Source organism: Arenimonas sp. SCN 70-307 (assembly GCF_001724815.1).
Taxonomy (GTDB): Bacteria; Pseudomonadota; Gammaproteobacteria; order Xanthomonadales; family Xanthomonadaceae; genus Arenimonas.
This window is the reverse complement of sequence record NZ_MEDO01000008.1, coordinates 33,520-48,939: the sequence shown is the minus strand read 5'-3', so window position 1 is coordinate 48,939 and position 15,420 is coordinate 33,520. Positions and strand designations below refer to the sequence as shown.

12 protein-coding genes are annotated in these 15,420 nt (G+C 72.0%); 6 read left to right on the top strand and 6 right to left on the bottom strand.

What is annotated here, in order from left to right; genetic code table 11:
- Nucleotides 1–17: 17 nt before the first annotated feature.
- Nucleotides 18–3,308: an ankyrin repeat domain-containing protein gene (locus ABS41_RS04565; protein ID WP_290591301.1), complete on the bottom strand. Its 3,291-nt coding sequence runs from the start codon at nt 3,306–3,308 to the stop codon at nt 18–20.
- A complete protein-coding gene (locus ABS41_RS04560) occupies nt 3,301–3,555 on the bottom strand; it encodes a YcgL domain-containing protein (RefSeq protein WP_290591298.1) in 255 nt (84 codons plus the stop codon). Before ABS41_RS04560 ends, ABS41_RS04565 begins: the two co-directional genes overlap by 8 nt.
- A 120-nt stretch (nt 3,556–3,675) precedes the next feature.
- Here ABS41_RS04560 and ABS41_RS04555 point away from each other — a divergent pair, with 120 nt between their 5' ends.
- Nucleotides 3,676–6,018, top strand: a complete 2,343-nt coding sequence (locus ABS41_RS04555) for a S9 family peptidase (protein ID WP_290591295.1) — start codon at nt 3,676–3,678, stop codon at nt 6,016–6,018.
- 178 nt (nt 6,019–6,196) lie between these two features.
- On the opposite strand, the gene ABS41_RS04550 is transcribed toward ABS41_RS04555, so the two are convergent.
- Both ABS41_RS04550 and ABS41_RS04545 read right to left on the bottom strand, forming a co-directional pair.
- The gene (locus tag ABS41_RS04550) at nt 6,197–6,658 is read right to left on the bottom strand and encodes a DUF4234 domain-containing protein (protein ID WP_290591293.1); all 462 of its coding nucleotides are present in this window, start codon (nt 6,656–6,658) and stop codon (nt 6,197–6,199) included.
- An 86-nt stretch (nt 6,659–6,744) separates the two neighbouring features.
- On the bottom strand, nt 6,745–7,647 hold the full coding sequence (locus ABS41_RS04545) for a pteridine-dependent deoxygenase (RefSeq protein WP_290591291.1): 903 nt from the start codon (nt 7,645–7,647) through the stop codon (nt 6,745–6,747).
- A 66-nt stretch (nt 7,648–7,713) separates the two neighbouring features.
- Here ABS41_RS04545 and hemF point away from each other — a divergent pair, with 66 nt between their 5' ends.
- Entirely contained in the window at nt 7,714–8,637 is a 924-nt protein-coding gene (gene hemF / locus ABS41_RS04540; RefSeq protein ID WP_290591289.1) for an oxygen-dependent coproporphyrinogen oxidase, read from the top strand.
- A gap of 244 nt (nt 8,638–8,881) precedes the next feature.
- On the opposite strand, the gene polA is transcribed toward hemF, so the two are convergent.
- Nucleotides 8,882–11,623, bottom strand: coding sequence for a DNA polymerase I (polA, locus tag ABS41_RS04535; protein ID WP_290591286.1), 2,742 nt, complete (start codon nt 11,621–11,623; stop codon nt 8,882–8,884).
- A 111-nt stretch (nt 11,624–11,734) separates the two neighbouring features.
- On the opposite strand from polA, the gene ABS41_RS04530 reads away from it, so the two are divergent.
- From ABS41_RS04530 to ABS41_RS04515, 4 genes are read left to right on the top strand one after another with little or no spacing between them, the layout of a single operon-like run.
- Nucleotides 11,735–12,076, top strand: a complete 342-nt coding sequence (locus tag ABS41_RS04530) for a DUF2782 domain-containing protein (RefSeq protein ID WP_290591284.1) — start codon at nt 11,735–11,737, stop codon at nt 12,074–12,076.
- A complete protein-coding gene (locus ABS41_RS04525; RefSeq protein ID WP_290591281.1) occupies nt 12,067–12,585 on the top strand; it encodes a TRAP transporter small permease subunit in 519 nt (172 codons plus the stop codon). The genes ABS41_RS04530 and ABS41_RS04525 overlap by 10 nt, the downstream gene beginning before the upstream one ends.
- Nucleotides 12,582–13,964, top strand: a complete 1,383-nt coding sequence (locus ABS41_RS04520; RefSeq protein WP_290591278.1) for a TRAP transporter large permease subunit — start codon at nt 12,582–12,584, stop codon at nt 13,962–13,964. The genes ABS41_RS04525 and ABS41_RS04520 overlap by 4 nt, the downstream gene beginning before the upstream one ends.
- A complete protein-coding gene (locus ABS41_RS04515) occupies nt 13,961–14,398 on the top strand; it encodes a GNAT family N-acetyltransferase (protein WP_290591275.1) in 438 nt (145 codons plus the stop codon). Before ABS41_RS04520 ends, ABS41_RS04515 begins: the two co-directional genes overlap by 4 nt.
- Here the strand turns inward: ABS41_RS04515 and ABS41_RS04510 are convergent.
- Nucleotides 14,395–15,303: a c-type cytochrome gene (locus ABS41_RS04510; protein WP_290591273.1), complete on the bottom strand. Its 909-nt coding sequence runs from the start codon at nt 15,301–15,303 to the stop codon at nt 14,395–14,397. The genes ABS41_RS04515 and ABS41_RS04510 overlap by 4 nt on opposite strands.
- Nucleotides 15,304–15,420: the final 117 nt, after the last annotated feature.

Below are 15,420 nucleotides of genomic sequence, written 5' to 3'. Positions count from 1 at the left end.
GCCGGCCTTCACATTGCCTAACGAGGTTCGCGCAGGAAACGGGCCAGCGAGGGCGGGCCAGCCCGGCCGGGCTGGAACTCGGCCGCCACGTCCACGAAGCCCCGCAGCACGGCCAGGTCGTGGGGGGTGCGGCCCAGGCCGTCGCGGGGCTGGCGCTCGGCCCCCTCGCGCAGCAGGCGCTGCACCACGCGGGCCAGGCCGTGCTGGGCCGCCAGGTGCAGGGGCGCCAGGCCGCGCTGGTCGGCGTGGTTGAGGTCCACGCCCTCGGCCAGCAGGCGCTCGAGCGCCGCCAGCAGCACGTCCTCGTCGCAAGCCGTGCCCGGCTCGGCCCGGGCGCCCAGGAGCAGCAGCAGCGGCGTATGCCCGGAGGCGCTGGCGGCATCGGGCTCGACCCCGGCCAGCAGCAGGGTGTCGAACAGGGCCAGCACCCGCGCCCGGTCCCGGGACGGGAAGGCATGCAGGGCGGCGCAGTGCAGCGGGCCCAGGCCCTGGGCGTCGCGGGCCTCGGGGTTGGCCCCGTGCGCCAGCAGGCGCGACACCAGCTCCGGCTGGCCCAGGGCCGCCGCCAGCATCAGCGGGGTGACCTCGCCGGGCAGGGGCAGGTCGGGCTCGGCGCCAGCGGCCAGCAGCCGGTCCACCACCGCCGCGTGGCGCATGCTGATGGCGGCCGACAGCGGCGTGGCGCCGGTGCGGGCGGCGATGCGCGGGTCGGCGCGCTGGTCCAGCAGCAGGCCGACCACGGCCTCGTGGCCGCCGCCCGCGGCGCGCAGCAGCGCGGTGCAGCCCTGGGCATCAACGGCATCCACCGGCAAGCCCAGCTCGAGCAGGCGGGACACGGCCTCGGCGTCGCCGGCCATGGCCGCGGCGGGCAGGTCGGCCGGCGCCAGGGTGCGGCCGGGCAGCTGCCAGAGTTTCCATTCCAGCCAGTGCGCCAGCTCGCGGCGGTCGGCCGCGAGGGCCAGGCCGAGCGGCGTCTGGCCATCGGGGCCGCACAGGGCCGGCGAAGCGCCGTGGCGGATCAGCAGGCGCAGGGCATTGGCGCGGCCCAGCGCCGCCGCCGCGTGCAGGGCGGTCTGGTCGCGGCCATCGCGCACGTTCGGGTCCGTACCGGCGGCCAGCAGGGCCTCGGCCAGGCGCAGCCAGCCCAGGCGGATGGCCAGCACCAGCGGCGGGTCGCCGGCGGCGCCGAAGGCATCGGCGCCGCGCTCGTACAGGCCCAGCGCCAGCTGTTCGCATCCGCGGCTGACATGGTCGCCTTCCAGGCAGGCCTGCAGCCAGCGCGCCAGGCCGCCGCGGCCGCCCACGGGCTCGGCCCGCTCGAGCAGCCGCAGCAGGGCCGGCGCCGCCGGGCCGCCGCGGTCGAACAAATGGAAGAGCACGCTGTCGCCGGCATCCAGCACCACCCCGGCGCTGGCGCCGTGGCGCAGCAGCCACTCGAAAGTGGCCAGGTCGCCCTCGCCGGCGAACTCCAGCAGCAGTGAAGCCAGCCCCGCCGCGTCCGGTCCGGCGCCCAGCCGGATCATGGCCTCGGCCGACTCGAGGCGGCCGCCGACCAGGGCCTCGCGCAGCAGTTCGCGCGGGCTCTTCTCGAAATGCCCCTCGGCCAGGCCCTCGGCCACGCTGGCGGGCAGCGGATAGGCCGGGTCGAGCACGGCCACCAGCGGCCAGCGCCCCAGGCCCAGGGCATGCTCGAGCGCGCGGCGGCCGTCCTGGTCACGCTGTTCGGGGTCCACGCCCATGGCGATCAGGTGGCGGGCGAGTTCCGGGCCGGCCTCGGAAGCAGCGGCCAGCACCAGCGCGTTGCGGCCCAGGGCATCGACCGCGGCGATGTCCGGCCGCGCCTGGGCCAGGCGCGCCAGCACCGCGGCCTGGCCGTGGCGGGCGGTTTCGAGCAGGGGGGTCAGGCCGTCGGCATCGCGGGCATTGCGGTCGGCCCCGGCGTCGAGCAGGGCGGCCACCACCTCCACGTTGCCGGCGGCGCAGGCCAGGTGCAGCGCGCTGCGCTGGCGCTGGCCGCGGGCATCCACGCGCGCCTTGTGGCGCAGCAGCAGCTGCACGCCGGCCGGGTCGTCGTCGCCGGCGGCGGCGGCCAGCAGGGCCGGCTGGCCTTCGGCCGGATCGGGCCGGGCGCCGCGCTCGATGAGGAAACGCGCCAGCCTCCAGTTGCCGCTGGCGCAGGCCACGCCCAACGGCGTGAAACCCTCGTGGTTGACGGCCTCCAGCACGGCCCCGGCGTCGAGCAGCAGGGCGGCCACGGCCGGATCGGTGCTGCGGGCGGCGTGGTGCAGCGGGGTATTGCCGTCGGCGTCGGCGCGGCGCGGGTCGGCACCGTTGGCCAGCAGGGTCATCACCGCCTCGGGGCGGCCGTGCCAGCTGTCGCGGGTGGCCGCGAGCAGCGGCGTCAGCCCGGCGTGGCCGGCATTGAGGTCGACGCCGCGGGCGATCAGGTCGCGCAGCAGGCGCAGGTCGCCCAGCAGCGAGGCCAGCATCGGCAGGCTGCGCTGGTCGCGATCGTCGGGGTGCGGCAGCACGCCGGGGTCGGCACCGTCCTCGAGCGCGGCCAGCGCGGCCTCGATGCGGCCGGCGCGGGTGGCGGCGAGCAGGCGGTCGTTGGGGTCCTCGAGGTCGAGCGGCGGCGGCTCGGCCGGGCCGTCCTCGTCGCCGACGATGGGCAGGTCGGCCAGGCCGCGCACCGCATCCACCGCGGGTGCCGCGCCCAAGCGCATGACCAGGCCGTGCGCGGCCAGCGACAGCAGGGCGAAGCCACCCACGCCCCAGGGACGCAGCCCGGCCGGCACCAGGCCGGGCCAGGCCAGCACCACCAGCGCGGCCAGCACGGCGGCCACCGCGGCGCCGACGACGAAACCGCGGCCGGCCTCCGTCGGGCCCCCGAGGCCGACCTGCGCGAGCAGGCTGGCCAGCGAGCCGCCCTCGCGACCGGCCTGGCCGAAGGCCGGCCAGGCCCGCCAGGCCACCAGCAGGGCCAGGCCCGAAAGCGTACCCAGGCCCAGGGCCGCCGCGAGGCTTGCGGTGTCGACCAGGGCCTTGAGCGGCCAGGCCAGCGCCAGCGCGGTGCCGGCCAGGCCCAGGCCCCAGAGCCCGGCCAGCCCCAACAGGTCGCGGCGCTGCACCGGGGCCGGCAGGGCCGGGCGCAGCCCGCGCAGGCGCGAGAGTCCGAAGGCCAGCGCCGGCTGCGCAAGCCAGCCGGCCAGCAGGGCCAGCGGGTTCGACCACAGCAGCACCGCGCAGAGCGCCAGGCCCAGCACCAGCCAGGCCCAGGACTGCCAGGGGCGGGCGCGATCAGCCATCGACCATCGGATCGGGCTGGGTGGGCGGGAACTGCAGGTGGAAACCCTGGGCCTGCAGGTTGGCCATCACCACGACGGCATCGGCCCGGGCCAGCTTGCGGGCGGGCGTGAGGGTGAATTCCAGAACGAAGGCGAGCTGGCCCAGCGGCGCGCGCACCGCCTCGGGCAGGGCCGCGAAGTCGTCCCGCTTGCGCAGGTAGAGGTAAGTGTCGGACTTGCGCAGGGACTTGTAGACGTAGGCTTGCATGGGGGCGCCGCGCTCAATTGGCCGATTGTCGCCGCAAAACGCCGGGCGGTGGAAGCGCAGGCGTGGCGGACGCGCCGGCTTTGCTAGGCTTGCCGGCCAGTTCGACTCCCGGAGCCCTGCATGCGCCTTCGTTCCGCCGCCCTCGCCCTGTGCGTCGCCGCCCTGCCGGCCGCGGCCCAGCCCACGCTCACGCTCGACCAGGCGATGGCGCACCCGGACTGGATTGGTCCGCCGGTGGAATCGGCCTGGTGGTCGCTCGACGGCCAGCGCGCGAACTTCACGCTCAAGCGCGAAGGCAGCCCGGTGCGCGACACCTGGACGCTGGCGGTGTCCGGCGGCGAGCCGGCGAAGGTGGAAGGCGCGGCACTGGCCGAACTCGACGCCGCCAACCCGCGTTTCGACGCGGCGCGCCGGCAGGCGGTGTTCGTGCGCAATGGCGACGTGTTCCTGCGCGTGCTCGGCGGCCCGCTGCTGCAGCTCACCCGCAGCGCCGAGACCGAGGCGCAGCCGCGCTTCGGCGCCGACGGCCGCAGCGTCGTCTGGCGCGCCGGCAACGACTGGTTCCGATGGAGCCCCGACACCCGCCTGGTGCAGCCGGCCGCGCTGCCGCGCGCCGAGAAGGACCCGGCCGCGGCACCGGAAGCCGACGCACTGCGCGACCACCAGCTGCGCCTGAGCGCGCAACTGGCGCGCGAGAAAGCCTTCCGCGACGCGCAGCGCGAAAACGCCGAAGCGCAGCGCAAGGCCGACCCGACCCGCGCCGCGGCGCCCGTGTACCTGGGCGACAAGATCGTGATCGCCGACACCGCGATGTCGCCCGACGGCCGCTGGCTGCTGGTGGTGACCGAACCCAAGGACGCCGCGCGCGGCCGCGGCGGCAAGATGCCCAAGTACGTCACCGAATCGGGCTATGAGGAAGCCGAGGACGTGCGCGTGCGCGTGGGCCGCAACCCGCCGCAGGGCCACAAGCTGGTGCTGGTCGACCTGGCCGCGGGCAGCTCGCGCGAGCTGGCGCTGGCCGCGCTGCCGGGCATCAGCAGCGACCCGCTGGCCGACCTGCGCAAGGCCGCGGGCCAGGAGCCGTTCAAGGGCGAGCGCGCGGTCCGCATCGGCGACATCGCCTGGAGCGACGACGGCGGCAGCGTGGCCGTCATGGCGCGCGCCGTGGACAACAAGGACCGCTGGATCGCCACCGTGGACCTGGCCGGCGGCAAGCTGGTGCCGGCGCACCGCCTCACCGACCCGGCCTGGATCAACTGGAACTTCAACGAGTTCGGCTGGCTGCCGGGCGGCCGCACGCTGTGGTTCCTGTCGGAGGAATCGGGCTATTCGCACCTCTACACCGTGGTGCCGGGCCAGCGCGCGAACCGCCTGACGTCCGGCCGCTGGGAGGCCTCGTCGCCGCAGTGGTCGCCCGACGGCGCCACCGCTTATTTCCTCTGCAATCGCGCCTGGCCGGGGGATTACGAGGTGTGCGCGGTGCCCAGCACCGGCGGTGAAGTGCGGGAAGTGACCGCGCTCGACGGCGTCGAGGACTTCACGCTCTCGCCCGACGGCACGCGCCTGCTGCTGCGCTGGTCGGCGCACCACACGCCGCCGCAGCTGGCGGTGCAGGCGGTGGCCGGCGGCGAGGCGGTCAAGCTCACCGACACCCGCCGCGACGACTACAAGGCACGCCAGTGGCTGGCGCCGCAGATCGTGCAGGTGCCGTCCACGCACGGCGCGGGCACCGTCTGGGCCAAGCTCTACCGGCCCGAAACGCTCGAGCCGGGCCGCAAGTACCCGGTGGTGATGTTCGTGCACGGCGCCGGCTACCTGCAGAACGTGCACGCGCGCTGGCCGGTGTATTTCCGCGAGCAGATGTTCCACCAGCTGCTGGTCGAGCGCGGCTACGTGGTGCTGGACATGGACTTCCGCGCCTCCGAGGGCTACGGCCGCGACTGGCGCACGGCGATCTACCAGCGCATGGGCCACCCGGAGCTCGAGGACTACCTCGACGGCGTGAAGTACATGGTCGCCGAACACCAGGGCGACGCCGCCAACGTGGGCATCTACGGCGGCAGCTACGGCGGCTTCATGAGCTTCATGGCGCTGTTCCGCGCGCCCGAGGTGTTCAAGGCCGGCGCCGCGCTGCGCCCGGTCACCGACTGGACGAGCTACAACCACGAGTACACCTCGAACATCCTCAACACGCCCGAGCTCGACCCGGAGGCGTTCAAGCGCAGTTCGCCGATCGAGTACGTGGAGAACTTCCGCGGCCACCTGCTGATCAGCCACGGCATGATCGACGACAACGTCTTCTACCAGGACTCGGTGCGCCTGGCGCAGCGGCTGATCGAGCTCAGGAAGCACAACTGGGAGCTGGCCAGCTACCCGCTCGAGCGCCACGCCTACCAGCATCCGGAGTCGTGGTACGACCAGTACCGCCGCATCCTCGAGCTGTTCGAGGACAATTTGAAATGAGGGTTCGGTTTTGAACGCGGATAAGAGCGGATGAAACGCGGATAAGAGCCGAACAAGGAACAAAAAAATGGGCCCGCGCTCCCTCCAAGGATCGCGGGCCCATTTTATTTTTCGCTCTTTCCGTGTCTATGACCTGAGTTCAGCCGCGTGCCGAAGGCACGTCGGCTTGAATGATCAGTTAGGCGGCAATCCGTTGACTGTCGCCGCCTGAGCTCAGAACGTTGATCTTGTAGTTGAAATACAGGGGAGTAAAAAGGAGCGTCCAGAGTCCGCTAAACCAGTGGGCCTCGCCCCGCCGAGCAGCGGTGTGAGCGTTAATTCGATTCCTAGCGTAGAAGCCCCAGAATAGGACCATCAGCGCCCAAACCAGATCAAGGAAGTTGCCGGCCACCGCAATTGGATGGTGCTCATCCACAAACCAGAATCCGATGAAGAGACCAAGCGTTATGTACGAAAGAGCAAGAATTGCCATGACAAATGACATCGAGATCTTTCTCTCGCCAGGCAAGTAGGTATTCATCGTTCGCGTCTGACGAACAATGTAGTGCGCCTGGTAGACGCCGTACGTAATCAAGGAAAGACCGAGTAGCCGCCAAGTGCTGTGGACTTTCAGATCGCGAATCAAGTTGTCATGCAGCACTCGTTGGCCTCCCCTTGCCGCCTGACTGTGTCTATCCGTTTCTATCCGCTTCTATCCGTGTCTATCCGCGTTCAAGCAGCAATCCCTCAAGAAGCAGCGAACACGCCTTCGAGTTCGACGTCGAGTTCGCGGCGGCAGATGTCGCCGCGCAGGTAGCTGATGCGGGTCGTGTCGATGCCGCTGGTCGCCAGGATGGCCTGGGCCGTGGCCAGGTCGGCCGGGTGGCGCAGGTAGACGCGCAGCGCCTCGCAGCCGCCCAGCGGGAAGCGCCGGCCGGTGGCCTGGTGGCCTTGCTCGAGCAGGGTGGCGAGGTTGTCGAGGCTCTCGCGCAGCTGCGCGGCGAAGTCGCCCACGTGCTGCGAGACGTGGCCGACGATGCTGGCCGTGCCCGAGGCCATCAGCCGCGGCGTGGCGGTGTCGGCGTCGAGCACCGCGCCGCGCGAGAAGCCCGGCGACACCGGGCCGTGCTCGCGCGGGTAGCGCCAGGCCGGCGTCTGGCGCGGGTTCTCCAGCGCGATCGCCGGCGCCTTCGAGCACAGCGCCACCACCTGCAGCCGGCCCGGCCCGCCATCGGCGCCGATGGCGGTGGCCGCCGGCGGCACCTCGTTGAACATGGCGTCCACCGCACTGGCGCGGCCGACGCAGAAGCGCCGGTAGCGCTCCTGGTCGCCCTCGCCCGCGTTGATGTCGGCGAAGTAGTTCCAGATGCGCAGCAGGTAGGGCTGCGCCGACGGCCGCACCTGCGCCAGCAGCTGGCGATAGGCCTCGGCGGCGGCGCGCTCGATGTCGCCATCCGCCTCGGCCACCTCGAAGATGCGCACGGCGTAGTGGCCGTCACCGGCGCACCAGGCCTCGACCGGCGCGCCGGCCAGCAGCGCGCAGTCGACCGCGGCGGGGCCGCGGCCGGCGGGCGGATAGGTGAAGGCGACCAGGGCGTCGGGGCCGGTTTCGGCGCGGACGCGCAGGCGCGGGGGCGTGGGGGAGTCCATTGCTGCGCGGATTATAGCGGCGGCCCGGGCGGCTATCATGGCGAACCCTCCGCCCGCCCCGCCGCCATGACCGACTTCGCCGCCGTGCACGCCTACCTGATGGACCTGCAGGACCGCATCTGCGCCGGCCTGGAAGCCATCGACGGCCAGCGCTTCGAGCAGGATGCCTGGACCCGCGAGCGGCAGGAAGGCGGCCCCTCGATGGCCGGCGGTGGCCGCACCCGCGTGCTCAAGGAGGGCGCGGTGTTCGAGCAGGCGGGCGTGAACTTCTCCGACGTCTCGGGTCCGGCGATGCCGGCCTCGGCGAGCGCCCACCGGCCCGAGCTGGCCGGCGCGCCCTGGCGCGCGGTCGGCGTGTCGCTGGTGATCCACCCGCGCAACCCCTACGTGCCGACCTCGCACGCCAACGTGCGCTTCTTCGAGGCGCGCCCCGAGGGCCGCGAGCCGATCTGGTGGTTCGGCGGCGGCTTCGACCTCACGCCCTTCTATCCCTTCGACGAGGACGTGCGCCACTGGCATTCGGTGGCGCGCGACCTGTGCGCACCGTTCGGCGAGACGCGCTACGCCGAGCACAAGGCCTGGTGCGACAAGTACTTCTACCTCAGGCACCGCGGCGAGACGCGCGGCGTGGGCGGCCTGTTCTACGACGACCTGCACGCCGACGGCTTCGACCGCAGCTTCGCCTACACCCGCGCGGTGGGCGACGGCTTCCTCGACGCCTACCTGCCGATCGTGCGCGGCCGCAAGGACACGCCGTACGGCGAGCGCGAACGGGAGTTCCAGCTTTACCGCCGTGGACGCTACGTCGAGTTCAACCTGGTCTGGGACCGCGGCACGCTGTTCGGCCTGCAGAGCGGCGGTCGCACCGAGTCGATCCTGATGAGCCTGCCGCCGCGCGTGCGCTTCGAATATGCCTACGCGCCGGAAGCCGGCAGCGCCGAGGCAAGGCTGGCTGAGTACCTGGTGCCGAGGGACTGGCTGGACAAATAAAAACCCCGCGGGCCAGGGGAAGCCCGCGGGGTAGGGGTTGGAGTTCGGGTTGGGGAGAACCCTGCTCCGGTTGGATCCACTCAGGGGAGGGAGTGATCCTGCGCCGGACCTTGCATCCGACGCGCCTAGTAGACCCCCCTGTGCATGAGAAGTTCGTGAACAGGACCGTTAAAAATAAGTTCGATTCAGGACGCGTTCACCCGCCTGCAACCAGCTGATAGATATGGGATTTAGGGCACGTTTTTTAGTGCGCTTCGTCCCAGTTCCGGCCCACGCCCACGTCCACCACCAGGGCCACGCGCAGGCTGGCCGCCGCCTCCATGCGCTGGCGTACCTGGGCCACCAGGGTATCCACGAAACCTTCGTCGGCCTCGAACACCAGTTCGTCGTGCACCTGCAGCAGCATGGCGGCACGGTCGCGGTGGCCGGCCAGCCAGGCGTCCACGGCCACCATGGCCCGCTTGATGATGTCGGCCGCGGTGCCCTGCATCGGGGCATTGATGGCCGCGCGCTCGGCACCGGCGCGCTGGGCCTGGTTGCGCGAGCGGATCTCGGCCAGCTGCAGCCGGCGCCCGAACACGGTCTCGACGTAGCCCTGGTCGCGCGCCTGCTGGCGCACGCGCTCCATGTAGTCGCGCACGCCCGGGTACTTGCCGAAGTAGAGCGCGATGTAGTCCTGGGCCTCGCCGCGGCCGATGCCCAGCTGGCGCGCCAGGCCCCAGGCGCTCATGCCGTACATCAGGCCGAAGTTGATGGCCTTGGCGGCGCGGCGCTGGTCGCCGCTGACGTCCGCCAGCGGCACGTCGAAGACCTCCGAGGCCGTGGCCTTGTGCACGTCCTGGCCCGATTCGAAGGCGCGCAGCAGGCCGGCGTCCTGCGAGAGGTGGGCCATGATGCGCAGCTCGATCTGCGAGTAGTCGCAGGCGACGATGCGGCGCCCTTCCGGCGCGATGAAGGCGGTGCGGATGCGCCGGCCGTCGGCGGTGCGGATCGGGATGTTCTGCAGGTTCGGATCATTGGAGCTCAGGCGCCCGGTGGCCGCGCCGGCCTGGTGGTAGCTGGTGTGCAGGCGGCCGGTTTCCGGGTTCACCATTTCCGGCAGCTTGTCGGTGTAGGTGTTGCGAAGCTTTGCGAGGCCGCGGTACTCGAGCACCAGCGCCGGCAGCTCGTGCTGGTCGGCGATGGCCTCCAGCGCCTCCTCGTTGGTGGACGGCGCACCGGTCGGCGTCTTCACCAGCGCCGGCAGCTTGAGTTCGTCGAACAGCAGGGCGCCGAGCTGCTTGGGCGAATCGAGGTTGAAGGCGCGGCCGGCGATCTCGTGCGCGCGCTGCTGGGCGGCCAGCATGCGCTGCGAGAGGTCGGCGCTCTGCCGGCGCAGCTCGTCGGCGTCCACCAGCACGCCGCTGGCCTCCATGCGCGCCAGCACCGGCACCAGCGGCATCTCGATGTCGCGGTAGACCTTCTCCAGCGATGGCTCGCCAGCCAGCTTCGCCGACAGCACGCGGTGCAGGCGCAGGGTGACGTCGGCATCCTCGGCGGCGTACTTGGTCGCTTCCTCCAGGCCCACCGAGGAGAACGGGATCTGCTTGGCGCCCTTGCCCGCCACGTCCTCGTACTTGATGGTCTCGTAGCCCAGGTAGCGGCGCGCCAGCGTGTCCATGTCGTGGCGCAGGCCGCCGGCGTTGAACACGAAGCTCTCGAGCATCGTGTCCTCGGCGTAACCCTGCACCTGCACGCCGTGGCGGCGCAGCACGTGCAGGTCGTACTTGCCGTGCTGGCCGAGCTTGGGCTTGCCGGCGTCCTCGAGCACCGGCCGCAGCGCATCGAGCACGGCCTCGCGCGGCAGCTGGGCGGGCGCGCCCGGGTAGTCGTGGCCGACCGGGAGGTAACAGGCCTTGCCCGGCTCGACGCAGAAACTCAGGCCGACCAGGTTGGCGCGCAGCGGGTCGAGCGAATCGGTCTCGGTGTCGAAGGCCACCAGATCCGCGGCCTGCAGGCGCGCGACCCAGGCGGCCAGCGCGTCGGCATCGGTGATGCATTCGTATTCGCCGGCCGCGGCCAGGGCCGGGTCCAAGGCTTCCTCGGCGGCGTGCACGGCCGCGGCGAGGGTGGCCTGGGCCGGGCGCGTGGCCGGGTCGGGCTTGCCGCCCTCGAGCTCGCGCAGCGCGGCGTTGAAGCCATAACGCGCGAACAGCTCGCGCAGCGCGTCCACGTCGCGCGCGCGCAGCTTCAGGGCCTGAGGCGGCTGTTCGAGCGGCACGTCGGTCCTGATGGTCACCAGCTCGCGGTTGAGCGGCAGGCGATCCAGCGCCGCGCGCAGGTTCTCGCCGATCTTGCCGCCGATGTCCGCGGCCGCGGCCATCACGCCGTCGAGCGAGTCGTACTGGGCCAGCCACTTGGCGGCGGTCTTGGGGCCGCACTTGTCCACGCCCGGCACGTTGTCCACCGAGTCGCCCATCAGCGCCAGCAGGTCCACCACCTGGTCGGGGCGCACGCCGAACTTCTCGAACACGCCGGCGTCGTCGGTGACGCTGCCGGTCATGGTGTTGGTGAGCGTGATGCCGGGGCGCACCAGCTGGGCGAAGTCCTTGTCGCCGGTGGAGATGGTGACCGGGATGCCGGCGGCGTGCGCCTGCAGCGCCAGCGTGCCGATCACGTCGTCGGCCTCGACGCCCGGCACGCGCAGGATCGGAAAGCCCAGGGCCTCTACGATGCGCATCATCGGCTCGACCTGGGCGCGCAGCTCGTCGGGCATGGGCGGCCGGTTGGCCTTGTAGTCCGGGTAGAGCTCGTCGCGGAAGGTCGGGCCCGGGGCATCGACCACGAAGGCCACGTAGTCGGGGTTTTCCTTGAGCGTGGCGCGCAGCATGTTGACGATGCCGAACAGCGCGCCCGTGGGCGAACCGTCCGGGCCGGTCAGCGGCGGGAGCGCGTGGAAGGCGCGGTAGAGGTAGGACGAGCCGTCGATCAGGACGAGGCGGGACATGGCGGCGCTTTCCGTTTCGGCACAAACCACGATTCTACGCGCCCCGCCCGCCCGGCTTGAGCGCCCCGCGGGCATTTGCCATGCTTTGGCTCCCGTGCGCAGGAGCCTGCCATGAACATTCTGATCCCCCTGATCCTCGCCCTCGCCGCCCAGGACGGCGGGCAGGCCACGGAACCCGCGCGCGCCGACGTACCCATCCCCGAGAAGGTGCAGGCCCCCGCGGCCGACCAGGAACCGCCGGCCGTCAGCATCCGCACCGAGCGCAACGGCGACCGCGTGGAGGAGTACCGCCAGAACGGCGTGCTCTACATGGTCAAGGTCACGCCCGTGCGCGGTCCGGCCTATTACCTGATGGACACCGACGGCAACGGCCGCCTCAACCGCGAGAGCGTCGCCAAGGGCGTGGCCGACACGGTGTCGCCGGTGTACTGGACGCTCTACGAGTGGGATTGACCCCCCGGGCCCTGGCCTGGGCCGACGCGATCAGCGACACCGCCGGCCGCGTGGCCGCGGTGCTCGCGGTCGCGCTGGTGGCGGTGGTGTTCGGGCTGGTGGTGGCGCGCTACGGCGCCGGCGCCGGCTCGGTGGCGGCGCAGGAAGCCGTGCTGTGGCTGCACTCGTCGCTGTTCCTGCTGGGCCTTTGTTACGCGCTGCGGCACGACGCGCACGTCAGCGTGGACGTGTTCGCGCAGCGCTGGTCGCCGCGCACGCGCGCGCGGGTCGAGTTCGCCTGCGCGCTCTGCCTGCTGCTGCCGTTCTGCGTGTTCATCGTCGCCATGAGCTGGGACTACGTGGCCACCAGCTGGGCGCTGCGCGAAGGCTCGCGTGACCCGGGCGGCCTGCCCGGCTGGTACCTGCTCAAGTCGCTGATCCCGCTGTCGGCGGCGCTGCTGTTCCTGCAGGGCCTGGCCCTGACCGTGCGCGCCTTCGGCCGCGCCGCCACCCCTTCGGCCAGCGCATGAACCACGACACCCTGCAGGTGCTGATGCTCGCGGTGCTGCTGGCGGGCCTCTTCGCCGGCCTCGTCACCGGCTTCCCGGTGGCGTTCGTGCTCGGTGGCGTGGCCCTGCTCACCGCCGGCCTGGGCCTGCTGCTGGGCGTGTTCGATCCCAGCTTCCTGCAGGCCTTCCCCAACCGCCTGTTCGGCGTGATGACCAACGAGACGCTGGTGGCGGTGCCGCTGTTCGTCTTCATGGGCGTGATGCTCGAACGTTCGCGCATCGCCGAATCGCTGCTCGAGGCCGTGGCCGGCCTGTTCGGGCGCAAGCGCGGCGGCCTGGTGGTGGCGGTGCTGCTGGTGGGCGCGGTGCTCGCCGCGTCCACCGGCATCGTTGGCGCGACCGTGGTGGCGATGGGCCTGATCTCGCTGCCGACCATGCTGCGCAACGGCTACTGCCCGCGCCTGGCCAGCGGCGCGATCTGCGCCTCGGGCACGCTCGGGCAGATCATCCCGCCCTCGATCGTGCTGGTGCTGCTGGGCGACCAGCTGGGCAACGCCTACCAGCAGGCCCAGCTCAAGCAGGGCGTGTTCGCGCCCGAGACGGTGTCGGTGGGCGACCTGTTCGCCGGCGCGCTCATCCCGGGCCTGGGCCTGGTGCTGCTCTACCTGCTCTACGTGCTGTGGGTGGCCTGGCGCCAGCCGGAGCGCGCGCCGGCGATGCGCGAGTCGGCGCCGCGCTCGCTGGCGCAGCTCGCGCGCGCCATCGTGCCGGCGCTGGTGCTGATCGGCCTGGTGCTGGGTTCGATCCTAGGCGGCTTCGCCACGCCGACCGAAGCCGCGGCGGTCGGCGCGGTCGGCGCCACCGTGTTCGCGGCCCTGCACGGCCAGCTCGACCGCAAGCGCCTGGGCGAGGTCGCCACGCAGACGGTGAAGGTGACCTCGATGGTGTTCGCCATCCTCATCGGCGCCGCGCTGTTCGCCCTGGTGTTCCGCGGCCTGGGCGGCGACGACTGGGTGCACCGCGCGCTCACCGCGCTGCCGGGCGGCAAGTGGGGCGCGATCGTCGCGGTGATGCTGCTGATGTTCGTGCTCGGCTTCGTGCTCGACTTCATCGAGATCGTGTTCGTGGTGGTGCCCATCGTCGGCCCGGTGCTGCTGGCGCTGGGGGTGGACCCGGTGTGGCTGGGCGTGATGATGGCCATCAACCTGCAGACCAGTTTCCTCACGCCGCCCTTCGGCTTCGCGCTGTTCTACCTGCGCGGGGTGGCGCCACCGTCCCTGCCCACCAGCGAGATCTACCGCGGCGCGCTGCCCTTCGTGGCGCTGCAGCTGCTGATGCTGGCGCTGGTGGCGGCCTTCCCGGCGCTGGCCACGGCGCTGCCCGACCTGCTCTACAAGTGATGGCGATGGACGAGCTTCGCATCAGCGACGACCCGGCCGACGTCGACCTCGACGTGGTGCATGCCTTCCTGAGCGGCCAGGCCTACTGGAGCCCGGGCATCCCGCGCGCGCTGGTGGAGAAGGCGGTGGCGAACTCGCTGTGCTTCAGCGCCTGGCTCGACGGCCGGCAGGTGGGTTTCGCGCGCATCGCCGGCGACCGCGCCACCTTCGGCTACCTGGCTGATGTGTTCGTGCTGCCGGACTACCGCGGGCGCGGCATCGCCCGGGCGCTGGTGGCCGCGGCGATGGCCCACCCGGAGGTGCGCGGCCTGCGCCGGATCATGCTGGCCACCCGCGACGCGCATGCGCTGTACGCCAGCTTCGGCTTCGGCCCGCCGTCCCGGCCGGAGAACCTCATGGAGATCCACCGGCCGGACCTGTACCGCAAGGGCTAGGGCTTCCTGGCCTTGGGCTGGCCCGGCTTGGCGGGCAGCTTCGACAGGTGCAGCCAGAGTGCCGAGACCTCCGTTTCGGTCATCGCGCCGTAGGCGCCCCAGGGCATGAACGGGTGCAGCTGGCTGCCGTCGGGGCGCAGGCCCTGGCGCAGCGCGCGCGCGAAGTCGGCTTCGCTCCAGCCGGCCAGGCCGTTTTCGTGCGGCGTGAGGTTGGCCGCCGGCGGCAGCTCCGGCGGCGTGCCCGGCACGCGCTGGCCAGCCCAGTCGGCACCGTGGCAGCCGGTGCAGACCTGCGCCAGGTAGGCGCCGTATTCGGCGGTGGCGGCCGGCGCGATGGCCTCGCGGCGACGCGGCGAATGGTCGATGCCGGCGGCCGGCACCAGGTGCAGCTTGCCCAGCAGGTGCAGCACGCGGCCGAGCGGACGGATCTCGGTGGCGCCAGGGTCGTTGTCGGAATCGGGCAGCGACTGCAGGTAGGCCGCCAGCGCCGCGGTGTCGGCATCGGAGAGGTTCATGAAGTCGCCGGCGGGCATGATGCGCAGCGGCCGGCCCTGGGGGTCGAGGCCGTGGCGGATGGCGACGCCGATGGCATCGGTGTCGTAGCGCGTGCCGAGCACCGCCGGCGTCAGGTTCGGCGCGACCACCCGCGCCACCGGGCCGGCGTCGATGAAGACCTTGCCGCGCCCGCCTTCGCCGTGGCATTCGACGCAGCCGCCCACGCGGTAGAGGTGGGCGCCGCGCTCACGCTCGGCTTCGTCGCCGGCGAGGCGCAGCGGTGCGTCGTTGACCTCGTAGACGCGGGCCATGTCGGCCTCGGCCTTGAACCAGGCCACGGCGAAGAGCGCGGCCACCGCCGCGAAGAAAATGCCGGCCAGCCAGGCCAGGCGAAGGAACCAGGTACGCATCGTTCATCCACGTCATCATCAGGTGACGGGAAACTACGCAGTCGGGCGGGTCAATCGGCCGTCCCGGAAGTCACGCGCCGCGCGCGGGTTTCAGCCACCGTTGTGCCGCGGCGGCGC